The sequence below is a fragment of the Primorskyibacter sp. S87 genome (assembly GCF_049801055.1).
GTDB lineage: Bacteria > Pseudomonadota > Alphaproteobacteria > Rhodobacterales > Rhodobacteraceae > JBNAGF01.
This window is the reverse complement of the sequence record NZ_JBNAGF010000003.1, coordinates 77,307-94,950: the sequence shown is the minus strand read 5'-3', so window position 1 is coordinate 94,950 and position 17,644 is coordinate 77,307. Positions and strand designations below refer to the sequence as shown.

16 protein-coding genes are annotated in these 17,644 nt (G+C 57.7%); 10 read left to right on the top strand and 6 right to left on the bottom strand.

Going from position 1 to position 17,644, the window contains the following annotated elements; all coding sequences use genetic code 11:
• Positions 1 to 107: 107 nt before the first annotated feature.
• The gene (gene serA, locus ACP15U_RS06620) at positions 108 to 1,703 is read left to right on the top strand and encodes a phosphoglycerate dehydrogenase (protein WP_425044358.1); all 1,596 of its coding nucleotides are present in this window, start codon (positions 108 to 110) and stop codon (positions 1,701 to 1,703) included.
• Between the two features lie 156 nt (positions 1,704 to 1,859).
• A complete protein-coding gene (locus ACP15U_RS06615) occupies positions 1,860 to 2,594 on the top strand; it encodes a metallophosphoesterase (RefSeq protein ID WP_425044357.1) in 735 nt (244 codons plus the stop codon).
• 4 nt (positions 2,595 to 2,598) lie between these two features.
• Here the strand turns inward: ACP15U_RS06615 and ACP15U_RS06610 are convergent, their stop codons facing one another.
• The 4 genes from ACP15U_RS06610 to ACP15U_RS06595 all read right to left on the bottom strand — a co-directional run bounded on the left by ACP15U_RS06610 (position 2,599) and on the right by ACP15U_RS06595 (position 6,534).
• On the bottom strand, positions 2,599 to 3,555 hold the full coding sequence (locus ACP15U_RS06610; protein WP_425044356.1) for a PLP-dependent cysteine synthase family protein: 957 nt from the start codon (positions 3,553 to 3,555) through the stop codon (positions 2,599 to 2,601).
• 69 nt (positions 3,556 to 3,624) lie between these two features.
• Positions 3,625 to 4,656 (bottom strand): L-threonine 3-dehydrogenase, encoded by a 1,032-nt coding sequence (gene tdh, locus ACP15U_RS06605; RefSeq protein ID WP_425044664.1) that lies wholly within the window; start codon positions 4,654 to 4,656, stop codon positions 3,625 to 3,627.
• 26 nt (positions 4,657 to 4,682) lie between these two features.
• A complete protein-coding gene (locus ACP15U_RS06600) occupies positions 4,683 to 5,867 on the bottom strand; it encodes a glycine C-acetyltransferase (RefSeq protein ID WP_425044355.1) in 1,185 nt (394 codons plus the stop codon).
• A 97-nt stretch (positions 5,868 to 5,964) separates the two neighbouring features.
• Positions 5,965 to 6,534, bottom strand: coding sequence for a helix-turn-helix domain-containing protein (locus tag ACP15U_RS06595; RefSeq protein WP_425044354.1), 570 nt, complete (start codon positions 6,532 to 6,534; stop codon positions 5,965 to 5,967).
• Positions 6,535 to 6,666: 132 nt separating this feature from the next.
• Between ACP15U_RS06595 and ACP15U_RS06590 the strand changes: the two genes are divergently transcribed.
• Positions 6,667 to 7,842, top strand: a complete 1,176-nt coding sequence (locus tag ACP15U_RS06590; RefSeq protein WP_425044353.1) for an acetyl-CoA C-acyltransferase family protein — start codon at positions 6,667 to 6,669, stop codon at positions 7,840 to 7,842.
• 42 nt (positions 7,843 to 7,884) lie between these two features.
• On the opposite strand, the gene ubiB is transcribed toward ACP15U_RS06590, so the two are convergent.
• Entirely contained in the window at positions 7,885 to 9,414 is a 1,530-nt protein-coding gene (gene ubiB / locus ACP15U_RS06585) for a 2-polyprenylphenol 6-hydroxylase (RefSeq protein ID WP_425044352.1), read from the bottom strand.
• The gene (ubiE, locus tag ACP15U_RS06580; RefSeq protein WP_425044351.1) at positions 9,415 to 10,167 is read right to left on the bottom strand and encodes a bifunctional demethylmenaquinone methyltransferase/2-methoxy-6-polyprenyl-1,4-benzoquinol methylase UbiE; all 753 of its coding nucleotides are present in this window, start codon (positions 10,165 to 10,167) and stop codon (positions 9,415 to 9,417) included. It lies immediately after the preceding gene.
• Between the two features lie 84 nt (positions 10,168 to 10,251).
• Between ubiE and mutM the strand changes: the two genes are divergently transcribed.
• The 7 genes from mutM (at position 10,252) to ACP15U_RS06545 (ending at position 17,506) form a co-directional block, all read left to right on the top strand.
• A complete protein-coding gene (mutM, locus tag ACP15U_RS06575; protein ID WP_425044350.1) occupies positions 10,252 to 11,103 on the top strand; it encodes a bifunctional DNA-formamidopyrimidine glycosylase/DNA-(apurinic or apyrimidinic site) lyase in 852 nt (283 codons plus the stop codon).
• Positions 11,104 to 11,169: 66 nt separating this feature from the next.
• Complete coding sequence (locus tag ACP15U_RS06570) at positions 11,170 to 11,946, top strand: enoyl-CoA hydratase (protein WP_425044349.1); 777 nt, start codon at positions 11,170 to 11,172, stop codon at positions 11,944 to 11,946.
• Between the two features lie 217 nt (positions 11,947 to 12,163).
• Entirely contained in the window at positions 12,164 to 12,427 is a 264-nt protein-coding gene (rpsT, locus tag ACP15U_RS06565; RefSeq protein WP_425044348.1) for a 30S ribosomal protein S20, read from the top strand.
• A gap of 556 nt (positions 12,428 to 12,983) precedes the next feature.
• Positions 12,984 to 14,381 carry a chromosomal replication initiator protein DnaA gene (gene dnaA / locus ACP15U_RS06560; protein WP_425044347.1) on the top strand — a complete coding sequence of 466 codons (1,398 nt, stop codon included), beginning with the start codon at positions 12,984 to 12,986 and terminating at the stop codon, positions 14,379 to 14,381.
• Between the two features lie 230 nt (positions 14,382 to 14,611).
• Positions 14,612 to 15,730 (top strand): DNA polymerase III subunit beta, encoded by a 1,119-nt coding sequence (dnaN, locus tag ACP15U_RS06555; protein WP_425044346.1) that lies wholly within the window; start codon positions 14,612 to 14,614, stop codon positions 15,728 to 15,730.
• Between the two features lie 61 nt (positions 15,731 to 15,791).
• Complete coding sequence (recF, locus tag ACP15U_RS06550; RefSeq protein WP_425044345.1) at positions 15,792 to 16,889, top strand: DNA replication/repair protein RecF; 1,098 nt, start codon at positions 15,792 to 15,794, stop codon at positions 16,887 to 16,889.
• A complete protein-coding gene (locus ACP15U_RS06545) occupies positions 16,886 to 17,506 on the top strand; it encodes a LysE family translocator (protein WP_425044344.1) in 621 nt (206 codons plus the stop codon). Before recF ends, ACP15U_RS06545 begins: the two co-directional genes overlap by 4 nt.
• Positions 17,507 to 17,644: the final 138 nt, after the last annotated feature.

Sequence of the window (17,644 nt, the reverse complement as noted above, 5' to 3'; positions counted from 1 at the left end):
CGGTGACCCGCTGCCCGGACCGGAACCCGGGGCAAACCTTCTCATTACAATTCGCTCCGATAACTGACCGGGGCTTTTCATCAAATAAACGTCAAAGGACCAGACAAATGGCTCCCAAAGTTCTCATCTCTGACAAGCTCTCCGAAGCTGCCGTACAGATCTTTCGCGATCGCGGCATCGACGTGGATTTTCAGCCCGATCTGGGCAAGGACAAAGAAAAACTGGCCGAAGTTATCGGTCAATACGACGGGCTTGCGATCCGCTCGGCCTCCAAAGTGACCGAGAAGATTCTCGAACGCGCCGACAATCTCAAGGTCATCGGCCGGGCCGGTATAGGCACTGACAACATCGACAAGGAAGCGGCATCGAAAAAGGGCGTGATCGTTATGAACACGCCGTTCGGAAACATGATCACGACAGCCGAACATGCCATTGCGATGATGTTCGCCGTCGCCCGTCAGATCCCCGAAGCCAGCACTTCGACCCATGCCGGCAAGTGGGAAAAGTCCAAGTTCATGGGCACCGAACTCACGAACAAGACCCTCGGTGTGATCGGGGCGGGAAACATCGGTGGCATTGTGTGTGACCGCGCCCGCGGCCTGAACATGAAAGTGGTCGCTTATGATCCCTATCTGGGGCAGGAAAAAGCTGACAAGATTGGCGTCGAAAAGGTAGAGTTGGACGAGCTGCTGACCCGCGCCGACTTCATCACGCTGCATGTGCCTCTGACCGATCAGACGCGAAACATCCTCAGCCGTGAAAACCTTGCAAAGACCAAAAAAGGCGTTCGCATCATCAACTGCGCCCGTGGCGGTCTGGTGGACGAAGAAGCCCTGGCGGAGCTGCTGCAATCGGGCCATGTCGCCGGCGCCGCGTTCGATGTTTTCTCGGTCGAACCCGCAAAAGACAACATTCTGTTCAATCTGCCCAACGTGGTTTGCACCCCGCATCTTGGAGCGGCGACCACGGAGGCCCAGGAAAACGTCGCCCTTCAGGTTGCCGAGCAGATGTCGAACTATCTCTTGACCGGCGCGGTCGAGAACGCCCTGAACATGCCCTCGGTCACCGCCGAAGAGGCCAAGGTCATGGGCCCGTGGATTCAGCTTGCGGGGCATCTGGGGTCTTTCGTTGGACAGATGACCGACGAACCCGTGAAAGCCATCAACATTCTCTATGACGGCGTCGCAGCCGAGATGAACCTTGCCGCGCTCAACTGCGCCGTCGTCGCCGGGATCATGAAGCGCTTCAATCCCGAGGTTAACCTTGTCTCCGCCCCGGTTGTGGCCAAGGAACGCGGCATCCAGATCTCGACAACAAATCAGGACAAGTCAGGTGCGTTCGAAGGCTATATCAAAGTCACTGTTGTCACCGACACGCGCGAACGTTCGATCGGTGGAACGGTATTCTCGGACGGCAAGCCGCGCTTCATCCAGATCAAGGGTATCAATATCGACGCCGAAATCGGTCGTCATATGCTTTACACCACCAACGAAGACGTTCCGGGGATCATCGGCGCGTTGGGCAACACGATGGGACAGAACGGCGTAAACATTGCCAACTTTACCCTTGGCCGGTCCGAGGCTGGCGGCGAGGCCATCGCTTTGCTTTACGTGGACGAACCCGTTCCGGCCGAAGCGCGCGCAAAGCTCGCTGAAACCGGGCTGTTCACTCAGATCAAACCGCTCGAATTCGACGTGGCTTAAGCCCGAACAAGTCAGCTGCTCGAAAGTAGGACTGCAGCTCTGCGGTCGGCGGTTCGCCGACCGCTTTCTGTTAGGGCGGAATCTTCTTCCGCGGACCGCTCCTTTCCAGCCGTGTCCCGCTCGACTAGAAAGGATCAAGAGCTTTCGGAGATCACAGTGAAGCACACTGTATATGCAATCGCGGACATTCATGGGCAACTGGCCATGCTGGATGCGGCACTTGATCTGGTTGAGAAGGACGGCGGCGCTGATGCACGGATCATTTTTCTGGGTGATTATGTTGACCGGGGGCCGGACAGTTGTGGAGTAATCCAGCGTCTGATCGAAGGTCAGGAACATGGCCGGGACTGGATATTCCTGAAGGGCAACCACGACGACTTGTTCTGGAACTTCGCGACGCAGGGCGCCCATGACGACCCAAGGATTCGCTCTGGTCTAAACTGGTTGCATCCGCGTCTGGGCGGGTTGGAAACCTTAAAATCCTACGGGATCGATACCGAAGGCGAAATCTCAACTTCCGACATGGCCAAGCAAACGGAACACCGGGTTCCGGCCCCACACTTGAAGTTTCTCGAAAAGCTCAATCTGTTTCACCGGGAACCGGGGCTGCTATTCGTGCATGCCGGCATCCTTCCGGGCCGGTCGCTGGACCAACAAACCGAAGATGATCTCATCTGGATCCGCGATCCATTCCTTCGTCACGCAGGCACACATCCCTGGCTCGTTGTTCACGGCCACACCGCGCTGGAACATCCAAGGCACTTCGGCAACCGTATTGATCTGGATGGAGGTGCCGGATATGGCCGCCCGTTGCACCCCGCTGTGTTCGAGGATGGAAAATGTTGGTTGCTCGGCGATCAGGGCCGGTTCTCCCTGCCTTCCGAATTGTGAAGGATCAGCTCCAGAGGTCTGTCGACAGGTATTTCAACCCACTGTCGCAGATTACGACGCCAATTGTTCCGCCAGCTTCGGGCCCGGCCAACAGCTCCAAGGCCGCAGCGACATTCGCGCCGGCGGAATACCCTCCGAATATTCCTTCACGGCGCGCCAAGTCCCGCGCGGTCGTCTTTGCCCGATCACCCGTAACCGTCAAAAAACCATCGACGGGAACACCGGACAAGAAATCCAGCCCGGGCATCGCATATCCGCCTCCCTGAATTGGATGACCGGGTTGCGAGATTTCTTCGCCGGCCAGTGCAGCCGCACCGTCGGGCTCCAGCAAATAGCCACGCAGATCCGGGTTCAAGTCCTTCAGCGCCCTGACCGTGCCTGCATAGGTTCCGCCAGATCCGGCGAAATCGACAAAGGCTGTCAGGCTGAAGTTCGAATCCGCCCAAAGCTCCGGGCCGGTCGTGACGAAATGGGCCTTTGCGTTCCCTTCGTGATGAAACTGGTCTGCGCGAAAAGCTCCACGTGCTTGCGTTATGTCCTGTGCCGCCTGCTCCACCAACGCGAGATCATCGCCTGACACCTGTCCGGGCACTGAACCGGGCGCCTGATCCACCAAAATCACTTCCGCCCCCAACGCCGACATCATCCGGGCGCGTTCCTGCGAGTTGCCACGGCTCATCACCGCGACAAAGGGATAGCCGCGCACGCCACATACGATGGCCAACCCGGTTCCCATATTGCCGGAGGTCAGTTCAACCACCACCTGTCCCGGTTTGAGCGACCCGTCAGCTTCGGCGTCCGAGATAATTCCCAGTGCCGCCCTGTCCTTCTTGGAAAAACCGGGATTCAGATAGTCCAGCTTGGCCAGAATGCGCCCCTTCACACCGTGATGGGCTACGAGCCTGTCCAACCAGACCGAAGGCGTTCCGCCAATTGCTTCTACTATTGAATTTAGCGCCACGGCCTGCCCCCTCGTATCCCTCGCAACAAAACCGGAAAAGCCGCCCGCGATGAGGTCGGGAATGCGTTCCTAGCTGGCCCAATCCAGCACAACCTTGCCGCTGAGGCCAGAGCGCATAGCCGCGAACCCTTTTTGGAAATCGTTAACCGGGAAACGGTGCGTGATCACCCGGCTTACATCCAGTCCGTTTTGCAACATGGCAATCATCTTGTACCAGGTTTCGAACATTTCGCGGCCGTAAACCCCCTTGAGTGTGATCGCTTTGAACACGATCCGACTCCAGTCCACCGGCGATTTGCCCGGAGGAATTCCCAGCAAGGCAATCTTTCCGCCCATGACCATGGCCTCGACCATCTGATCCAATGCGGCTTGTGAACCGGACATTTCCAACCCGACGTCGAACCCCTGCGTCATTCCGAGCTCCGATATCACATCGCCCAACTCTTCGCGGCTCACGTCGACTGTGCGTGCGGTTGGAACGACATGCTCTGCCAGTTTCAGCCTGTCGGGGTTGATGTCGGTGATTACGACATGACGCGCGCCAGCGTGCCGTGCGACCGCCGCCGCCATAATGCCGATTGGACCGGCACCAGTGATCAGCACATCTTCGCCAAGCAGATCAAAACTGAGCGCCGTATGCACAGCATTACCCAACGGATCAAGTATGGCACCTATCTCGTCCGGGATGTCGTCTGGCAACGGCACGACATTGAAAGCAGGCAGTCGAAGATACTCGGCGAACGCCCCCTGTTCATTCACTCCGATGCCGCGAGTGCCCGGATCGAGATGGAATTTCCCGGCTCGGGCCTGGCGGCTGTCTGTCCCGATCAGATGGCCTTCGCCCGAACACCGCTGGCCGATCTCCAAGCCTGTCACATCACGTCCGAGTTCCACAATCTCGCCGGCAAATTCATGGCCGGTGATCAACGGAACAGGAACGGTATGCGCGGCCCATTCATCCCAGTTCCAGATATGAATATCAGTTCCACATATGCCAGTCTTTTTCACCCGGATCAGAACCTCATCCGGACCGATCTCCGGAACAGGTGCCTGCACCAGCCACAGCCCCTCTTCGGGTTTAGATTTCTCCAGCGCCTTCATCGTGTTCGCCCGCAACCCGGTCGCCATCAAATCACCCCCAGTTCTCTGCCAACCATTCCAAACGCTGCAAGCGCTCGGTCTAGTTCATCACGTGTAAGCGCCGCGCTCATTTGGGTCCTGATGCGCGCCTGTCCGCGCGGCACAACCGGAAAGAAGAAGCCCGATACATAGACCCCTTCTTCAAAGAGCCGAGACGCCAAGTCCTGCGCCAGGCTTGCTTCGCCCAGCATGACAGGAATGATCGGATGTTCGCCCGCAAGCAGATTGAACCCCAACCGCTCAAGCCCGGAACGCCAATAATCCGCGTTCTTGAACAACTGTGCCCGCAATTCGTCCCCGTTTTCGACCAACCGGATGGCCTCCAGCCCCGCTGCGACGATGGCGGGTGGAAGTGAATTGGAAAACAGGTAGGGTCGCGCTCTCTGCCGTAGCAAGTCAATGACGGGCTGCGGTCCGGCGATGTAACCACCGATCGCCCCGCCCAGCGCCTTGCCCAGCGTTCCGGTCAGTATGTCCACGTCTACGCCAAAGTGATCCGGGGTACCTGCGCCGCGTGACCCCATAAAGCCGGTGGCATGGCAGTCATCCACCATCACGACCGCGTCATATTTGTTGGCAAGTTCGCGTATCTTCGGCAGATCGGCGAGGTAGCCGTCCATTGAGAACACCCCATCCGTCGCAATCATTATGTTTCGGGCACCGTCTTCGCGGGCCTGTTTGAGCCACGCTTCAAGATCATTCATGTCGTTGTTTAGATAGCGATAGCGCTTTGCCTTACACAACCGGACCCCATCAATGATCGAGGCATGGTTCAAACTATCCGAGATTATCGCATCCTCCGGACCAAGAAGAGGTTCGAACAGGCCGCCATTGGCGTCGAAACAGGCCGCGAACAGAATTGAGTCTTCCATCCCAAGGAACTGTGCGATCCGCTGCTCTAGCTCTCGGTGAATGTCCTGAGTGCCGCAGATAAATCGAACCGACGCCATGCCAAAACCGCGCGGCTCCATTGCCCCTTTTGCGGCCGTGATAAGATCAGGATGATCGGCAAGACCGAGATAGTTGTTGGCACACAGATTGATGACTTGCCTGTCACCAACAGTGATTTCACCGCCTTGCGGCGAGGTGATCAGGCGCTCCCGCTTGTACAGGCCCTCTGCGTCGATCTGCGAAAGCACTTGCGAGACGTGGGACAGGAATCCGGTGGACATGGCGATCTCCCCTATTTGAGTCGCCCTTCTATCATAACGGAGGATTTTCCGAAATAGGGGAATTTCCGTTTAACGGAAAAATTTCCGCAATTACGGATTATGCCGGGTTTTTCACGATCAGAAAGACACGGGCCGCCTCATTCGGCGCCGATATCGAATGCGGAATGTCGGCAGCGTAACGGGCGGTGTCTCCTGCCTCCAGCGTATCCGAAGCGGATCCGGATTCGACCATTACTGTACCTTCGAGAACGGTAAGCTGCTCCTGAGCACCTCGGCTGTGTGGCTGGCTGTTCAGGCTACCGCCCCTGTCAAAACGGATATCGTAAACCTCATGACCTCCGGCCTCTTCGGGCGGCGACAGGATACGGATTCTGCACCCCTGCCCCATGTTTTCGATGCTGGGCACTTCGCCCTCGCGAAGAACTTCGATCCGGTCTGTTCCCTTTCCGTCGTCCAGCAACCCTGCAAAATCAACCTGCAGAGCCCGAGTCAGATTCCAGAGCGTTGCAATCGTTGGGCTGCTTTCGCCGCGTTCGATCTGGCTGACCATCGAACGGGAAACACCAGATAGGTTGGCCACAGCCTCAAGTGACAGGCCCTGCGCACGGCGCGCTTCCTTCAGACGTGCCGGCAGCCGGTTCAGGATATCGTCGGAGTTCTCCGTCATGACGGATTCATCGCTCCTCCCCTAGAGCCTGTCAATCGCAGCCCGAAGATATTTGCGCGGGCGTGACGACACGTCCCGGAGGACACGAGATGCCGCAGATGCATAATGCGCCCAACCGAGAGGAGAACTGAAATGACCGACATCGTAATTCTGGATGGTGCCCGTACCGCTGTTGGCACGTTTGGCGGGGCGCTTGCCTCGACTGCCCCCATTGACCTTGCCACTGTTGCAACAGAGGCCGCGTTGGAACGCTCCGGGGTCGAAGGTGGGCAAATCGGTCATGTGGTTTTTGGTCACGTCATCAACACCGAGCCGCGCGACATGTACCTCAGCCGGGTGGCCGCGATGCAGGCCGGCATACCCAATGGCACCCCGGCAATGAATGTGAACCGACTATGCGGCTCTGGTGCTCAGGCGATCGTTTCAGCGGTGCAATCACTGATGCTGGGCGATGCTGAGTTTGCGTTGGCCGGTGGCGCCGAAAGCATGTCGCGCAGCCCCTTTATCATGCAGCAGGCTCGCTGGGGCGCCAAAATGGGTGACGTGAAATCGCTCGACATGATGTTGGGCGCTCTAAACTGTCCGTTCGGAACCGGGCATATGGGTGTGACTGCGGAAAACGTTGCGGACGAACATCAGATTTCTCGTGATGATATGGATACCTTTGCCGTGACCAGCCAAACCCGCGCCGCCGCGGCCATTGAGGCCGGATACTTCGAAAGCCAGATCACTCCGATACAGGTCAAGGTAAAGCGCGACATGGTCGATTTCATGGTGGATGAGCACCCCAAAGCCACCACAACAGAGGCTCTGGCCGGGCTGCGGCCGGTGTTCAAGAAGGACGGTCGCGTCACTGCTGGCAACGCATCCGGGATCAACGACGGCGCAGCTGCAATTGTGATGTCCACTGCCGATGCCGCAGAAAAGGCCGGCCTGAAACCGAAAGCCCGCGTTCTGGGTTATGCACATGCCGGCGTGCGCCCAGAGGTTATGGGTATCGGTCCGGTTCCGGCCGTGCAGAACCTGATGAAAAAGACCGGCTTGTCAGTCTCGGATTTCGATGTGATCGAGTCGAACGAAGCGTTCGCATCTCAGGCTCTGGCAGTGAACAAGGAACTGGGATTGGATGCTGCAAAGGTGAACCCCAACGGAGGCGCTATCGCCCTCGGCCATCCGGTCGGTGCAACCGGCGCCATCATCACTGTCAAAGCGCTTTACGAACTGGAGCGAACAGGTGGATCCAAAGCACTGATCACGATGTGCATCGGTGGCGGTCAGGGTATCGCCATCGCAATAGAACGGCTCTGACGTTCATGAGAGTCGGCGCAGAACTGCATCTGCGCCGTGCTTTCAGAACAGCTGATCCAACATGAACACAAGCCCGGCCCCGCCCAGCGCACCTATCAGAACCGGGCGCAGGTTGGCGGTCCAGCTTTTCGGTGCCGGATCCTTTGTTTGTGATTGAGCAATCAATGCCTTTTCCACAAGATCAGGCAGACGAGGACCAAATCGGGCCATGACCAAGGCGGTCTTTCCCAGATCGGACAGTATCGCGCGAGGGCCGATGGACTGCTTGATGTAACCTTCGACGACTGGCCGAGCGGTTTCCCAGATATTGATATGCGGGTTGAGTGATCGTGCCACACCCTCGACAACAACCATCGTCCGTTGCAGCAGGATTAGCTCGGTCCGGGTTTCCATACCGAACCGCTCGGTGACTTCGAACAGATAGTTCAGCAAGCGCCCCATTGAGATATGGGTGGCATCCATACCGAAGATCGGTTCACCCACCGCACGCAAGGCGCGGGCGAACTCGTCAACATCCCGATCCGCTGGAACATATCCGGCTTCGAAATGGACTTCGGCCACACGCTTGTAGTCACGCCGGATAAACCCAAAAAGGATCTCGGCATAAACCCGACGCGTGTACTCGTCGATATGCCCCATGATCCCAAAATCATAGGCAACAATGTCACCATTGGGCGCCACCTTGAGGTTTCCCTGATGCATGTCGGCGTGGAAGTATCCGTCGCGCAGAGCATGCTGCAGGAAAAGCCGCAGAACCCGTTCGCTGAGGATTTGCCTGTCGTGCCCTGCCGCATCCAGCGCGGCATTGTCGCCGAGTGGCACACCGTCTGCCCATCCAAGTGTCATCACTCGACGGGCGGAAAGTGGCCAGACCACCGGAGGCAAGCTGAAGCCCTCATCTTCCTTGGTGTTGTCTGCGAATTCTGAGGCAGCTGAGCTTTCAAGCCGCAAATCCAGTTCACCGCGCACCACGCCGTCGAAATGGGTGATGACTTCCATCGGGCGAAGCCGCCGGGCACCCGGCGCCATTCGTTCGATGATACCAGCGGCAAAATAGAACGCGTCCACATCCTTTTGAAAGGCACGTTCGATCCCCGGACGCAAAACCTTGACGGCGACTTCCTGCCCGCTGCCCGTCAGTTGAGCCCTGTGCACCTGTGCAATGGAAGCAGCAGCTATCGGCTCGCTGAACTCCGAGAACATTTCCGGCACCGGCTGACCAAGTTCCTTCTCGACTTCGGCCATGGCCAGATCTCGCGAGAACGGAGGCAGCTTGTCCTGCAGAACACGCAACTGAACCGCCAAGTCGTCCCCCACGACGTCTGGCCGTGTCGAAAGCACCTGCCCGAACTTGATATACGCAGGCCCCAGCGCGGTCAGCGCGCGCGTCGCGGGCGGCATGTCAGGGTCACCCTTGTAGCCAAGCCATTGAAACGGCTTGCCCAGCGCATGCGCCAGAAAGCGCAATGCTGGAGGGGCCTCGAACGCGTCCAGAACAACATTCATGGCACCGGTCCGCTCTAAGGTCGCTCCGGTACGGATAAGACGGATAATGTTGTGCGGGCCTCTCATTCAGATTTTCCAGCCCGAATGCAGCGCAGCGATCCCCATAGAGAGGTTGCGGTATTTCGCATTACCGAACCCGGCCGTGCGAACCATGTTCAAGAAGGTTTCCTGATCGGGAAATTTGCGGATCGACTCAACCAGATACTGATAGCTGTCATAGTCCCCAGCGACGAGTTTCCCCATTCGCGGAATGACGTTGAAGCTATAGAGGTCATAGAGTTTCTGGAGGCCGTCATTGGGCAGTTGGCTGAACTCCAGCACCATCAGCCGCCCGCCGGGTTTCAGAACGCGGAACGCCTCGTTCAACGCTTCTTGCGGCCGGGTGACGTTCCTGATGCCAAAAGAGATCGTATAAACGTCGAAACTGTTGTCGTCGAAAGGCAGCGCCATTGCGTCGCCGACAACCCAGTCAAGGCTGTCGGCCATCTGCGCGGCTTCGGCGCGCTTGCGGCCTTCGACCAGCATCGGTTCGGTCAGGTCCAGAACAGTTGCATGGCCATGACCGGCCCGGTTCAGGAAACGAAACGAGATATCGCCGGTGCCCCCCGCAACGTCGAGCAGCCGCTGGCCCGGTCGCGGCGCCAGCCAGTCCATCATCGCATCCTTCCAGACACGGTGAATGCCGACGCTCATCACGTCGTTCATGATATCGTATTTTGAGGCGACCGAGTTGAACACGCCTTGAACGCGCCCGGCCTTTTCGTCCTCTCGGACGGTCTCGAACCCAAAGTGGGTGGTTGCGTCGGTTTTGTCGGACATGTGGCTTGCCGTTTCCTGAATTCGCCCTTGTTATAGGGCGCTGAACCCTGGGCACAATGCGGCCCATTGGATAGGAGCCCCTTAATGCCGGAATTGCCCGAGGTCGAGACCGTAAGACGAGGACTGGCACCCGCCATGGAGGGCGAGCGGATTGCCAAGGCCGACGTAAACCGCCCCGATCTGCGCTGGCCTTTTCCGGACAGAATGGCTGAGCGGTTGACCGGGGCGCGCGTTTTGCGGCTGCGGCGGCGTTCCAAATACATCCTTGCCGAACTCGACACTGGCGAAACCTTGTTGATTCATCTGGGCATGTCGGGCCGGATGACCGTGTCCGGCGATCCATTGGGGCAATTCGTGCATGACCACCCGCCGAAGCAAAAACATGACCATGTTGTGTTTCATATGGAGAATGGAGCCCGCGTCACCTTCAACGATCCGCGCCGGTTCGGCGCGATGGATCTTTTGGAAACCGAACGGGCCAATGATCACAAGTTGATTTCGGTACTGGGACCGGAACCACTGGGGAACGATTTTCACGAACCCCATCTCACAGCTGCACTCAAAAACCGGAACACTCCGATCAAGGCGGCGCTGCTGGATCAGGGAATCGTCGCCGGGTTGGGAAACATTTATGTGTGTGAAACTCTGTTTCGCGCCGGAATTTCGCCACGTCGCAAATCCGGAAAAATCTCGTCAGTTCGGGTCGCGGCCCTGGTTCCAATTATCCGGCAGGTCCTGAACGAAGCCATCGAGGCTGGCGGTTCGTCGCTACGAGATTTCCGTCAAGCCGATGGAGAGCTTGGATATTTTCAACACAACTTCGATGTCTATGGCCGCGAGGGCGACCCGTGCCGGAACCCAGACTGCCACGGGACCGTCACCCGAATCGTTCAGTCGGGGCGATCCTCTTTCTACTGTCCGCAATGCCAAAGATAGCTTGAAACGCTGTTTCTGCATGGTAAGGAATCGTCCCTGAACGGAACAACCGAAAGCAAGTCCCTCATGGCCTTTGAGACGATCACCGTCGATGTGGAAGACCACGTAGCCCTAATCAAGCTAAACCGGCCCAGTGCGATGAACGCATTGAACACGCAACTTCTGGGTGAACTCTGCCAGGCGCTCGAGGAGGCCGATTCCAATGACAAGGTGCGTTGCATCGTCCTGACCGGGTCGGAGAAGGCTTTTGCCGCCGGAGCGGACATCAAGGAAATGTCGTCGATGAGCTATGTCGACGTTTTCACAACAAACCTGTTTGCCGACGCCAACGACCGTATTACCGCGATCCGCAAGCCAATCGTTGCTGCCGTTGCCGGATACGCCTTGGGTGGTGGCTGCGAACTGGCAATGATGTGCGACTTTATCATTGCCGCCGACTCGGCGAAATTCGGACAACCCGAAATCAACCTTGGCGTGATTGCCGGTATGGGAGGCAGTCAGCGCCTTACACGTTTTGTCGGCAAGTCCAAATCGATGGACATGAACCTGACCGGACGTTTCATGGACGCCGAAGAAGCCGAGCGATCCGGGCTAGTCAGTCGAGTGGTTCCTGCCAAGAAACTGATGGAAGAGGCGATGGGCGCCGCCCAGAAGATCGCCGAGAAATCCTTGCTGACGTCTATGGCCGCCAAAGAAGCCGTGAATCGCAGCTATGAGTTGCCGCTAAGCGAAGGCATGTTGTTCGAACGGCGGGTTTTTCACTCGATGTTCGCGACAGAGGACCAGAAGGAGGGCATGGCCGCCTTCCTCGAAAAGCGTCAGGCGCAATTCCGCGACAAGTGACATACAAACGAATCTGCCGGACCCCGGATCACGTCCGGGGCCGGTTTGGCCGCTTTGATTTTCGACTTGGCAAAGGCCCGGTTTTGGAATAATGAGCGCCGCTATACATGCGCGTGCGGCCCGCTCAGGCTAGAATCAGACCGGTGGTCAGGATCCGGGTCAGGTGTGCCAATGCGCTATAGAGACACAACCGAACCTAGTAGAGGTCAGACCAACCATGGCAAATTCGCCCCAGGCAAAGAAGCGCGCCCGTCAGAACGAAAAGCGTTTCGCCGTCAACAAAGCCCGTCGTTCACGCATCCGTACCTTCCTTCGCAAAGTTGAAGAAGCCATCGAATCTGGCGACAAGGAAGCCGCAACCGCAGCCCTGCGTGCCGCTCAGCCCGAACTGATGCGCGGTGTGACCAAGGGCGTGTTCCACAAGAACACCGCCGCTCGTAAGATGTCGCGCCTGTCCACGCGGGTCAAAGCTCTGGGCTGATCGTAACCGCGATTCCCCAACAGGCCGTTTAGGCAAAGGCGTTGCGTCAAGCAGCGCCTATTTTTTTGCGGCTGTTGCCAGAAAATCTCATTGCTGCAGGAGCGAGAGATTCTTTGCGACGAAACCCCGAGTCAACACCAGAGTTTCGTTGCCGCCTTGCCGGAGAAATTGCTACCACTTGATCAGCGATTCACTCGCTTGGGGGGACAGGCTGCCACCGGGCCGGACTGACGGGCATCAGTTAGGCTCCTAGGCAAATGTCAGTGTGTCGGGAACTGTTGGGCCCGATTACATTGTTTTGTCGTCTGCTCCGATACATTCGGATCCGACGCCCTGTCGATACATGTGTGCGTAACGGTGACGTTGGACGGTTTCCATCTTTCTTGATGGCTCTGTTCTGTGTTTTCCGTTGCTTGGCTTGAAACAAAGCTGATGCGCCTGTCGCAGGGGGCGCAGTGCTGTCACGTGTGTCACCCCATTGGGGGATCCAACCGGGCAACCGGTCAATGATGGGCAACGCCGAAAGGCGAAAACTTTGGGATACGTGAGGCGATAGATGACTCAAGAGAAGTGGGGACAGCTTAGGCAGAGGCTACTCAAGACGGTGGGGCAGAATAACTATAAGACCTGGATTGAACCCTTGGAATTCGAACAACTGCAGGATGGGGTTGCAGTGTTCACGGTTCCGACCAATTTCATGGGGAACTATGTTAGCCAGAATTTCGCTGATCTTATCATCTACGAACTGAATACGTATGGTGCATCAGTGCAGCGTCTTGCTTTCAATGTGGCCGCCAATTCGACGGCCCGGCCAGTTCAGAACACAGCACCCAAAGGCGTTGAAACCGACGCGTCCGAAACGGCCCTGACCTCCGCACCCGCCCGGAGCGCCGGCTCCGACTCGCTGGAGGCATTGCAGGCCGCTCCGCTTGATCCGCGCTTTACTTTTGAAACCTTTGTGGTGGGCAAGCCCAACGAACTTGCGCATGCTGCGGCGCGCCGCGTATCCGAAGGCGGGCCTGTGACCTTCAACCCGCTCGTGCTCTACGGCGGGGTTGGCCTTGGTAAGACGCACCTGATGCATGCCATCGCCTGGGAGTTGCGCCGTCAAAAACCCGAACTCAATGTCCTCTATCTCTCTGCAGAACAGTTCATGTACCGATTTGTGCAGGCACTGCGCGAACGCCGAATGATGGATTTCAAACACCTCTTCCGGTCAGTAGATGTTCTCATGGTGGATGACGTGCAGTTCATTGCCGGGAAAGACTCCACGCAAGAAGAGTTTTTTCACACCTTCAATGCGCTGGTTGATCAGAACAAGCAGATCATCATTTCGGCTGACCGGGCTCCGGGCGAGATCAAGGATCTGGAAGATCGCGTGAAGTCGCGGCTACAGTGCGGTCTGGTCGTCGATCTGCATCCAACGGATTACGAGCTGCGACTTGGCATCCTGCAGACCAAGGTTCAGCAGTACCGCAGCACCTATCCCGATCTGGTGATTGCCGAAGGTGTTCTGGAATTCCTTGCACACCGGATTTCGACCAATGTGCGGGTGCTTGAGGGCGCTCTGACCCGCCTGTTCGCCTTTGCGTCGCTTGTGGGTCGCGAAATAGATATGGAATTGACGCAGGATTGTCTGGCGGATGTACTGCGCGCCTCGGAACGTAAGATCTCGGTCGAGGAAATCCAGCGCAAGGTCAGCGACTATTACAACATCCGCCTCAGCGACATTATCGGCCCGAAACGGCTGCGCTCCTACGCTCGTCCGCGCCAGGTTGCGATGTATCTGTGCAAGCAGTTGACCAGCCGCTCCCTGCCGGAAATCGGGCGTCGCTTTGGCGGACGCGACCACACGACCGTAATGCATGGCGTCAAACGGATCGAAGAGCTCAAGGTGACGGACGGGCAGATCGCCGAAGACGTCGAGATGCTGCGCCGCGCACTGGAAGCCTGAACTGGCAGTCTGATCGATTTTGCGGCCCCGGATTTCAGATCCGGGGCCTTTTCCGTTCCCGCAGGTCGCCGATTGTGTGTATCGGCACACGATAGACGCCGAATGGGCAAGTCAAGGGGCTGCGCCCCTTGACGCTTGCGGAATTCCAACAGACAAATCCATAAAAAACTTGTGCCGACGGGCGAACCCTTTACGGTGCCTGTCCCGGCCATGTCGAAGGATAAAGGGATATGAAGATCAGCATCGAACGCGGCGCTCTGCTCAAGGCCGTGTCTCAAGCCCAGTCGGTAGTCGAACGCCGTAACACCATTCCGATCTTGGCCAATGTGTTGATCGAGGCCGAAGGCGATACGGTGCAGTTTCGCGCCACGGATCTGGATATCGAAGTCGTGGACAAGACTGCCGCAATGGTGGAACGTGCTGGCGCAACAACAGTTGCGGCGACCACATTGCATGAAATCGTGCGCAAACTTCCGGACGGCGCACTGGTGACCCTGACCGCCGACAGCGCTGCAGGCCGGCTGACGGTTGAGGCCGGACGCTCGAACTTCTCTCTGGCGACACTGCCGAAAGAGGACTTCCCGGTCATGGCATCCTCGGAGTACCAGTCAAACTTCAAGGCGCCGGCAGCCATGCTGCGGCGGCTGTTCGACAAGTCGAAATTCGCGATATCGACAGAAGAAACCCGGTATTATCTGAACGGCGTCTACATGCATGTTGCCGAAGCTGAGGGCGGCAAAGCTCTGCGCTGTGTAGCGACTGATGGGCACCGCCTCGCCCGGATCGACGCTGATCTGCCGGATGGGGCCGCTGACCTGCCTGGCGTGATCGTTCCACGCAAGACTGTCGGTGAGCTTCGCAAGTTGCTCGATGATGATGAGATGGATATCGCGGTTTCGGTCAGCGAAACCAAGGTCCGCTTTGCGACTCCGGACATCACTCTGACATCGAAGGTAATCGATGGCACCTTCCCCGACTACACGCGGGTTATCCCGCAAGGCAACACGCGTCGAATGGAAGTGGATGCGCAGGAGTTTGCGCAAGCGGTGGATCGTGTTGCGACCGTGTCCTCGGAACGGTCACGTGCTGTAAAGTTGCAGCTCGAAGAGGATCGCCTGGTGTTGTCGGTCAATGCACCGGACAGCGGTGCGGCCGAAGAAGAGCTGGTCGTGGCATACGGTGATGAACGGCTGGAGATCGGTTTCAACGCAAAATATCTGCTGGAAATCGCGTCACAGGTTGATCGCGAAAACGCGGTGTTCATGTTCAACTCGTCAGGCGACCCGACCCTGATGCGTGAGGGCAACGACCAAAGTGCAGTCTACGTGGTCATGCCGATGCGCGTGTGATCGCAAGGCTGCGTGATGCCTCCTTTGGGAGAGTTTCTGTCAAGGTGAAAGGGGCGGGTTCGTGCTGGCACTGACCGCGCTCACGATATCGCATTTCCGGTCGCATAAATTGGCGCGTCTCACATTGGACGGGCGTCCAGTGGCTCTTTTTGGTCCGAACGGCGCCGGAAAGACGAATGTGCTTGAGGCCGTTTCGCTTTTCTCGCCCGGTCGCGGTATGCGAAGAGCAAGCGCGGCCGAGATGACCCGACGCCCGGAAGCGCTCGGCTGGAAGCTGAACGGCCTCCTGGCATCCGGCGCACGCAACTTCGAAATCGAGATTGCATCGGACAGCGGGGCCGCACGTCAGGTTCGGATCGATGAAAAACCCGCAAGCCAACTGGCGTTGGGACAGCTTGCACGGGTTGTTTGGCTGGTTCCGTCCATGGATCGGCTGTGGATCGAAGGCGCTGAAGGCCGCCGGCGTTTTCTCGATCGGATGGCCCTTAGTTTCGACCCCACTCATGCCGAAGCGTCCCTGACCTATGAAAAAGCGATGCGGGAAAGAAACCGACTATTGAAGGAACAGGTCCGGGATGCGCACTGGTATGTGGCTCTGGAAGCGCAAATGGCGACATCGGGTCACCGCATCCATCAGGGCCGCATTTCTGCGTTGAACCTTCTGAAATCGGCGCAGGACCGGGCCGAGACAGGCTTCCCGACCGCAGATCTGGAGCTGAACCAGTCGGAAGAAGAAATGCCAGCCAACGAAACGGACCTTGTCCATGCACTGACCGAGAGCCGGGCGCGCGACATGGCGGCAGGCCGTTCGCTTGTTGGCCCACACCGATCAGATCTGATCGGGGTTTACGCGGCCAAGGATGTGCCTGCACGAGACTGTTCCACTGGGGAACAGAAGGCCCTGCTGGTGTCATTGATCCTTGCAAATGCACGAGCCCTTTCTGAGCAAGTCGGAGCGCCGCCAATCGTCTTGCTTGATGAGGTGGCCGCGCATCTGGACGCGGGCCGCCGGGCGGCGTTGTATGACGAGATTTCGGCACTAGGGGCTCAGGCCTGGATGACTGGCACCGGTCCCGAGTTATTCGCAGAGCTGGGCGACCGTGCCCAGCGTTTTGAAGTGACTGAGCGCGACGGGACCTCGCATATGAAACCAGGATGACCCTGTCCGCTTCAGATCTGCTGCTTTATGCGGCCGCGGTCTTTGTGCTGTTTCTGACCCCGGGGCCGGTTTGGATGGCGCTGACCGCACGCACATTGTCCGGCGGGTTTCAGGCAGCCTGGCCGCTCGCGCTTGGCGTGGTCGTGGGAGACATGCTTTGGCCGGTGCTGGCCATTGCAGGGGTGGGATGGCTCACCTCGGCTTCTGCGCAGATCTCTGTTGGACTCAAAGCGGTGGCGGTCATCATGTTTGTCTGGATGGGTATCCGGACGATCCAAACAGCCGATCGGTCAATAGCCGCAGACAGTAGATTGACCAAAGGCGGCGGATGGGCGGGATTTGCGGCCGGGGTAGTTGTGATCCTCGGGAATCCAAAAGCGATCTTGTTTTATATGGGGTTGTTGCCGGGGTTTTTCGACCTGACACAAGTGACAATCCCCGATGTCATCGCCATCGTCTTTGTGTCCCAGATCGTTCCCCTGTTGGGCAATCTCGGACTGGCCGCGATGATAGATCGGGTGCGCGGTTTCTTGTCATCCCCATCAGCGCTAAGGCGCACAAATCTGGTGGCCGGATCACTGCTGATTTGCGTTGGTTTGATCATCCCATTTACCTAAAATGTCCGGCTTTCCAACAATAGTTTCAGCACCTACCGATTGGCCAAAAAAAGTGGCCGCGGGAATGCAGGTTTTCAGGTTCAAATGCGTGACAATCCTGACCAAATTTCGTATAAAATTGGAAAAATTCCAAGGAAC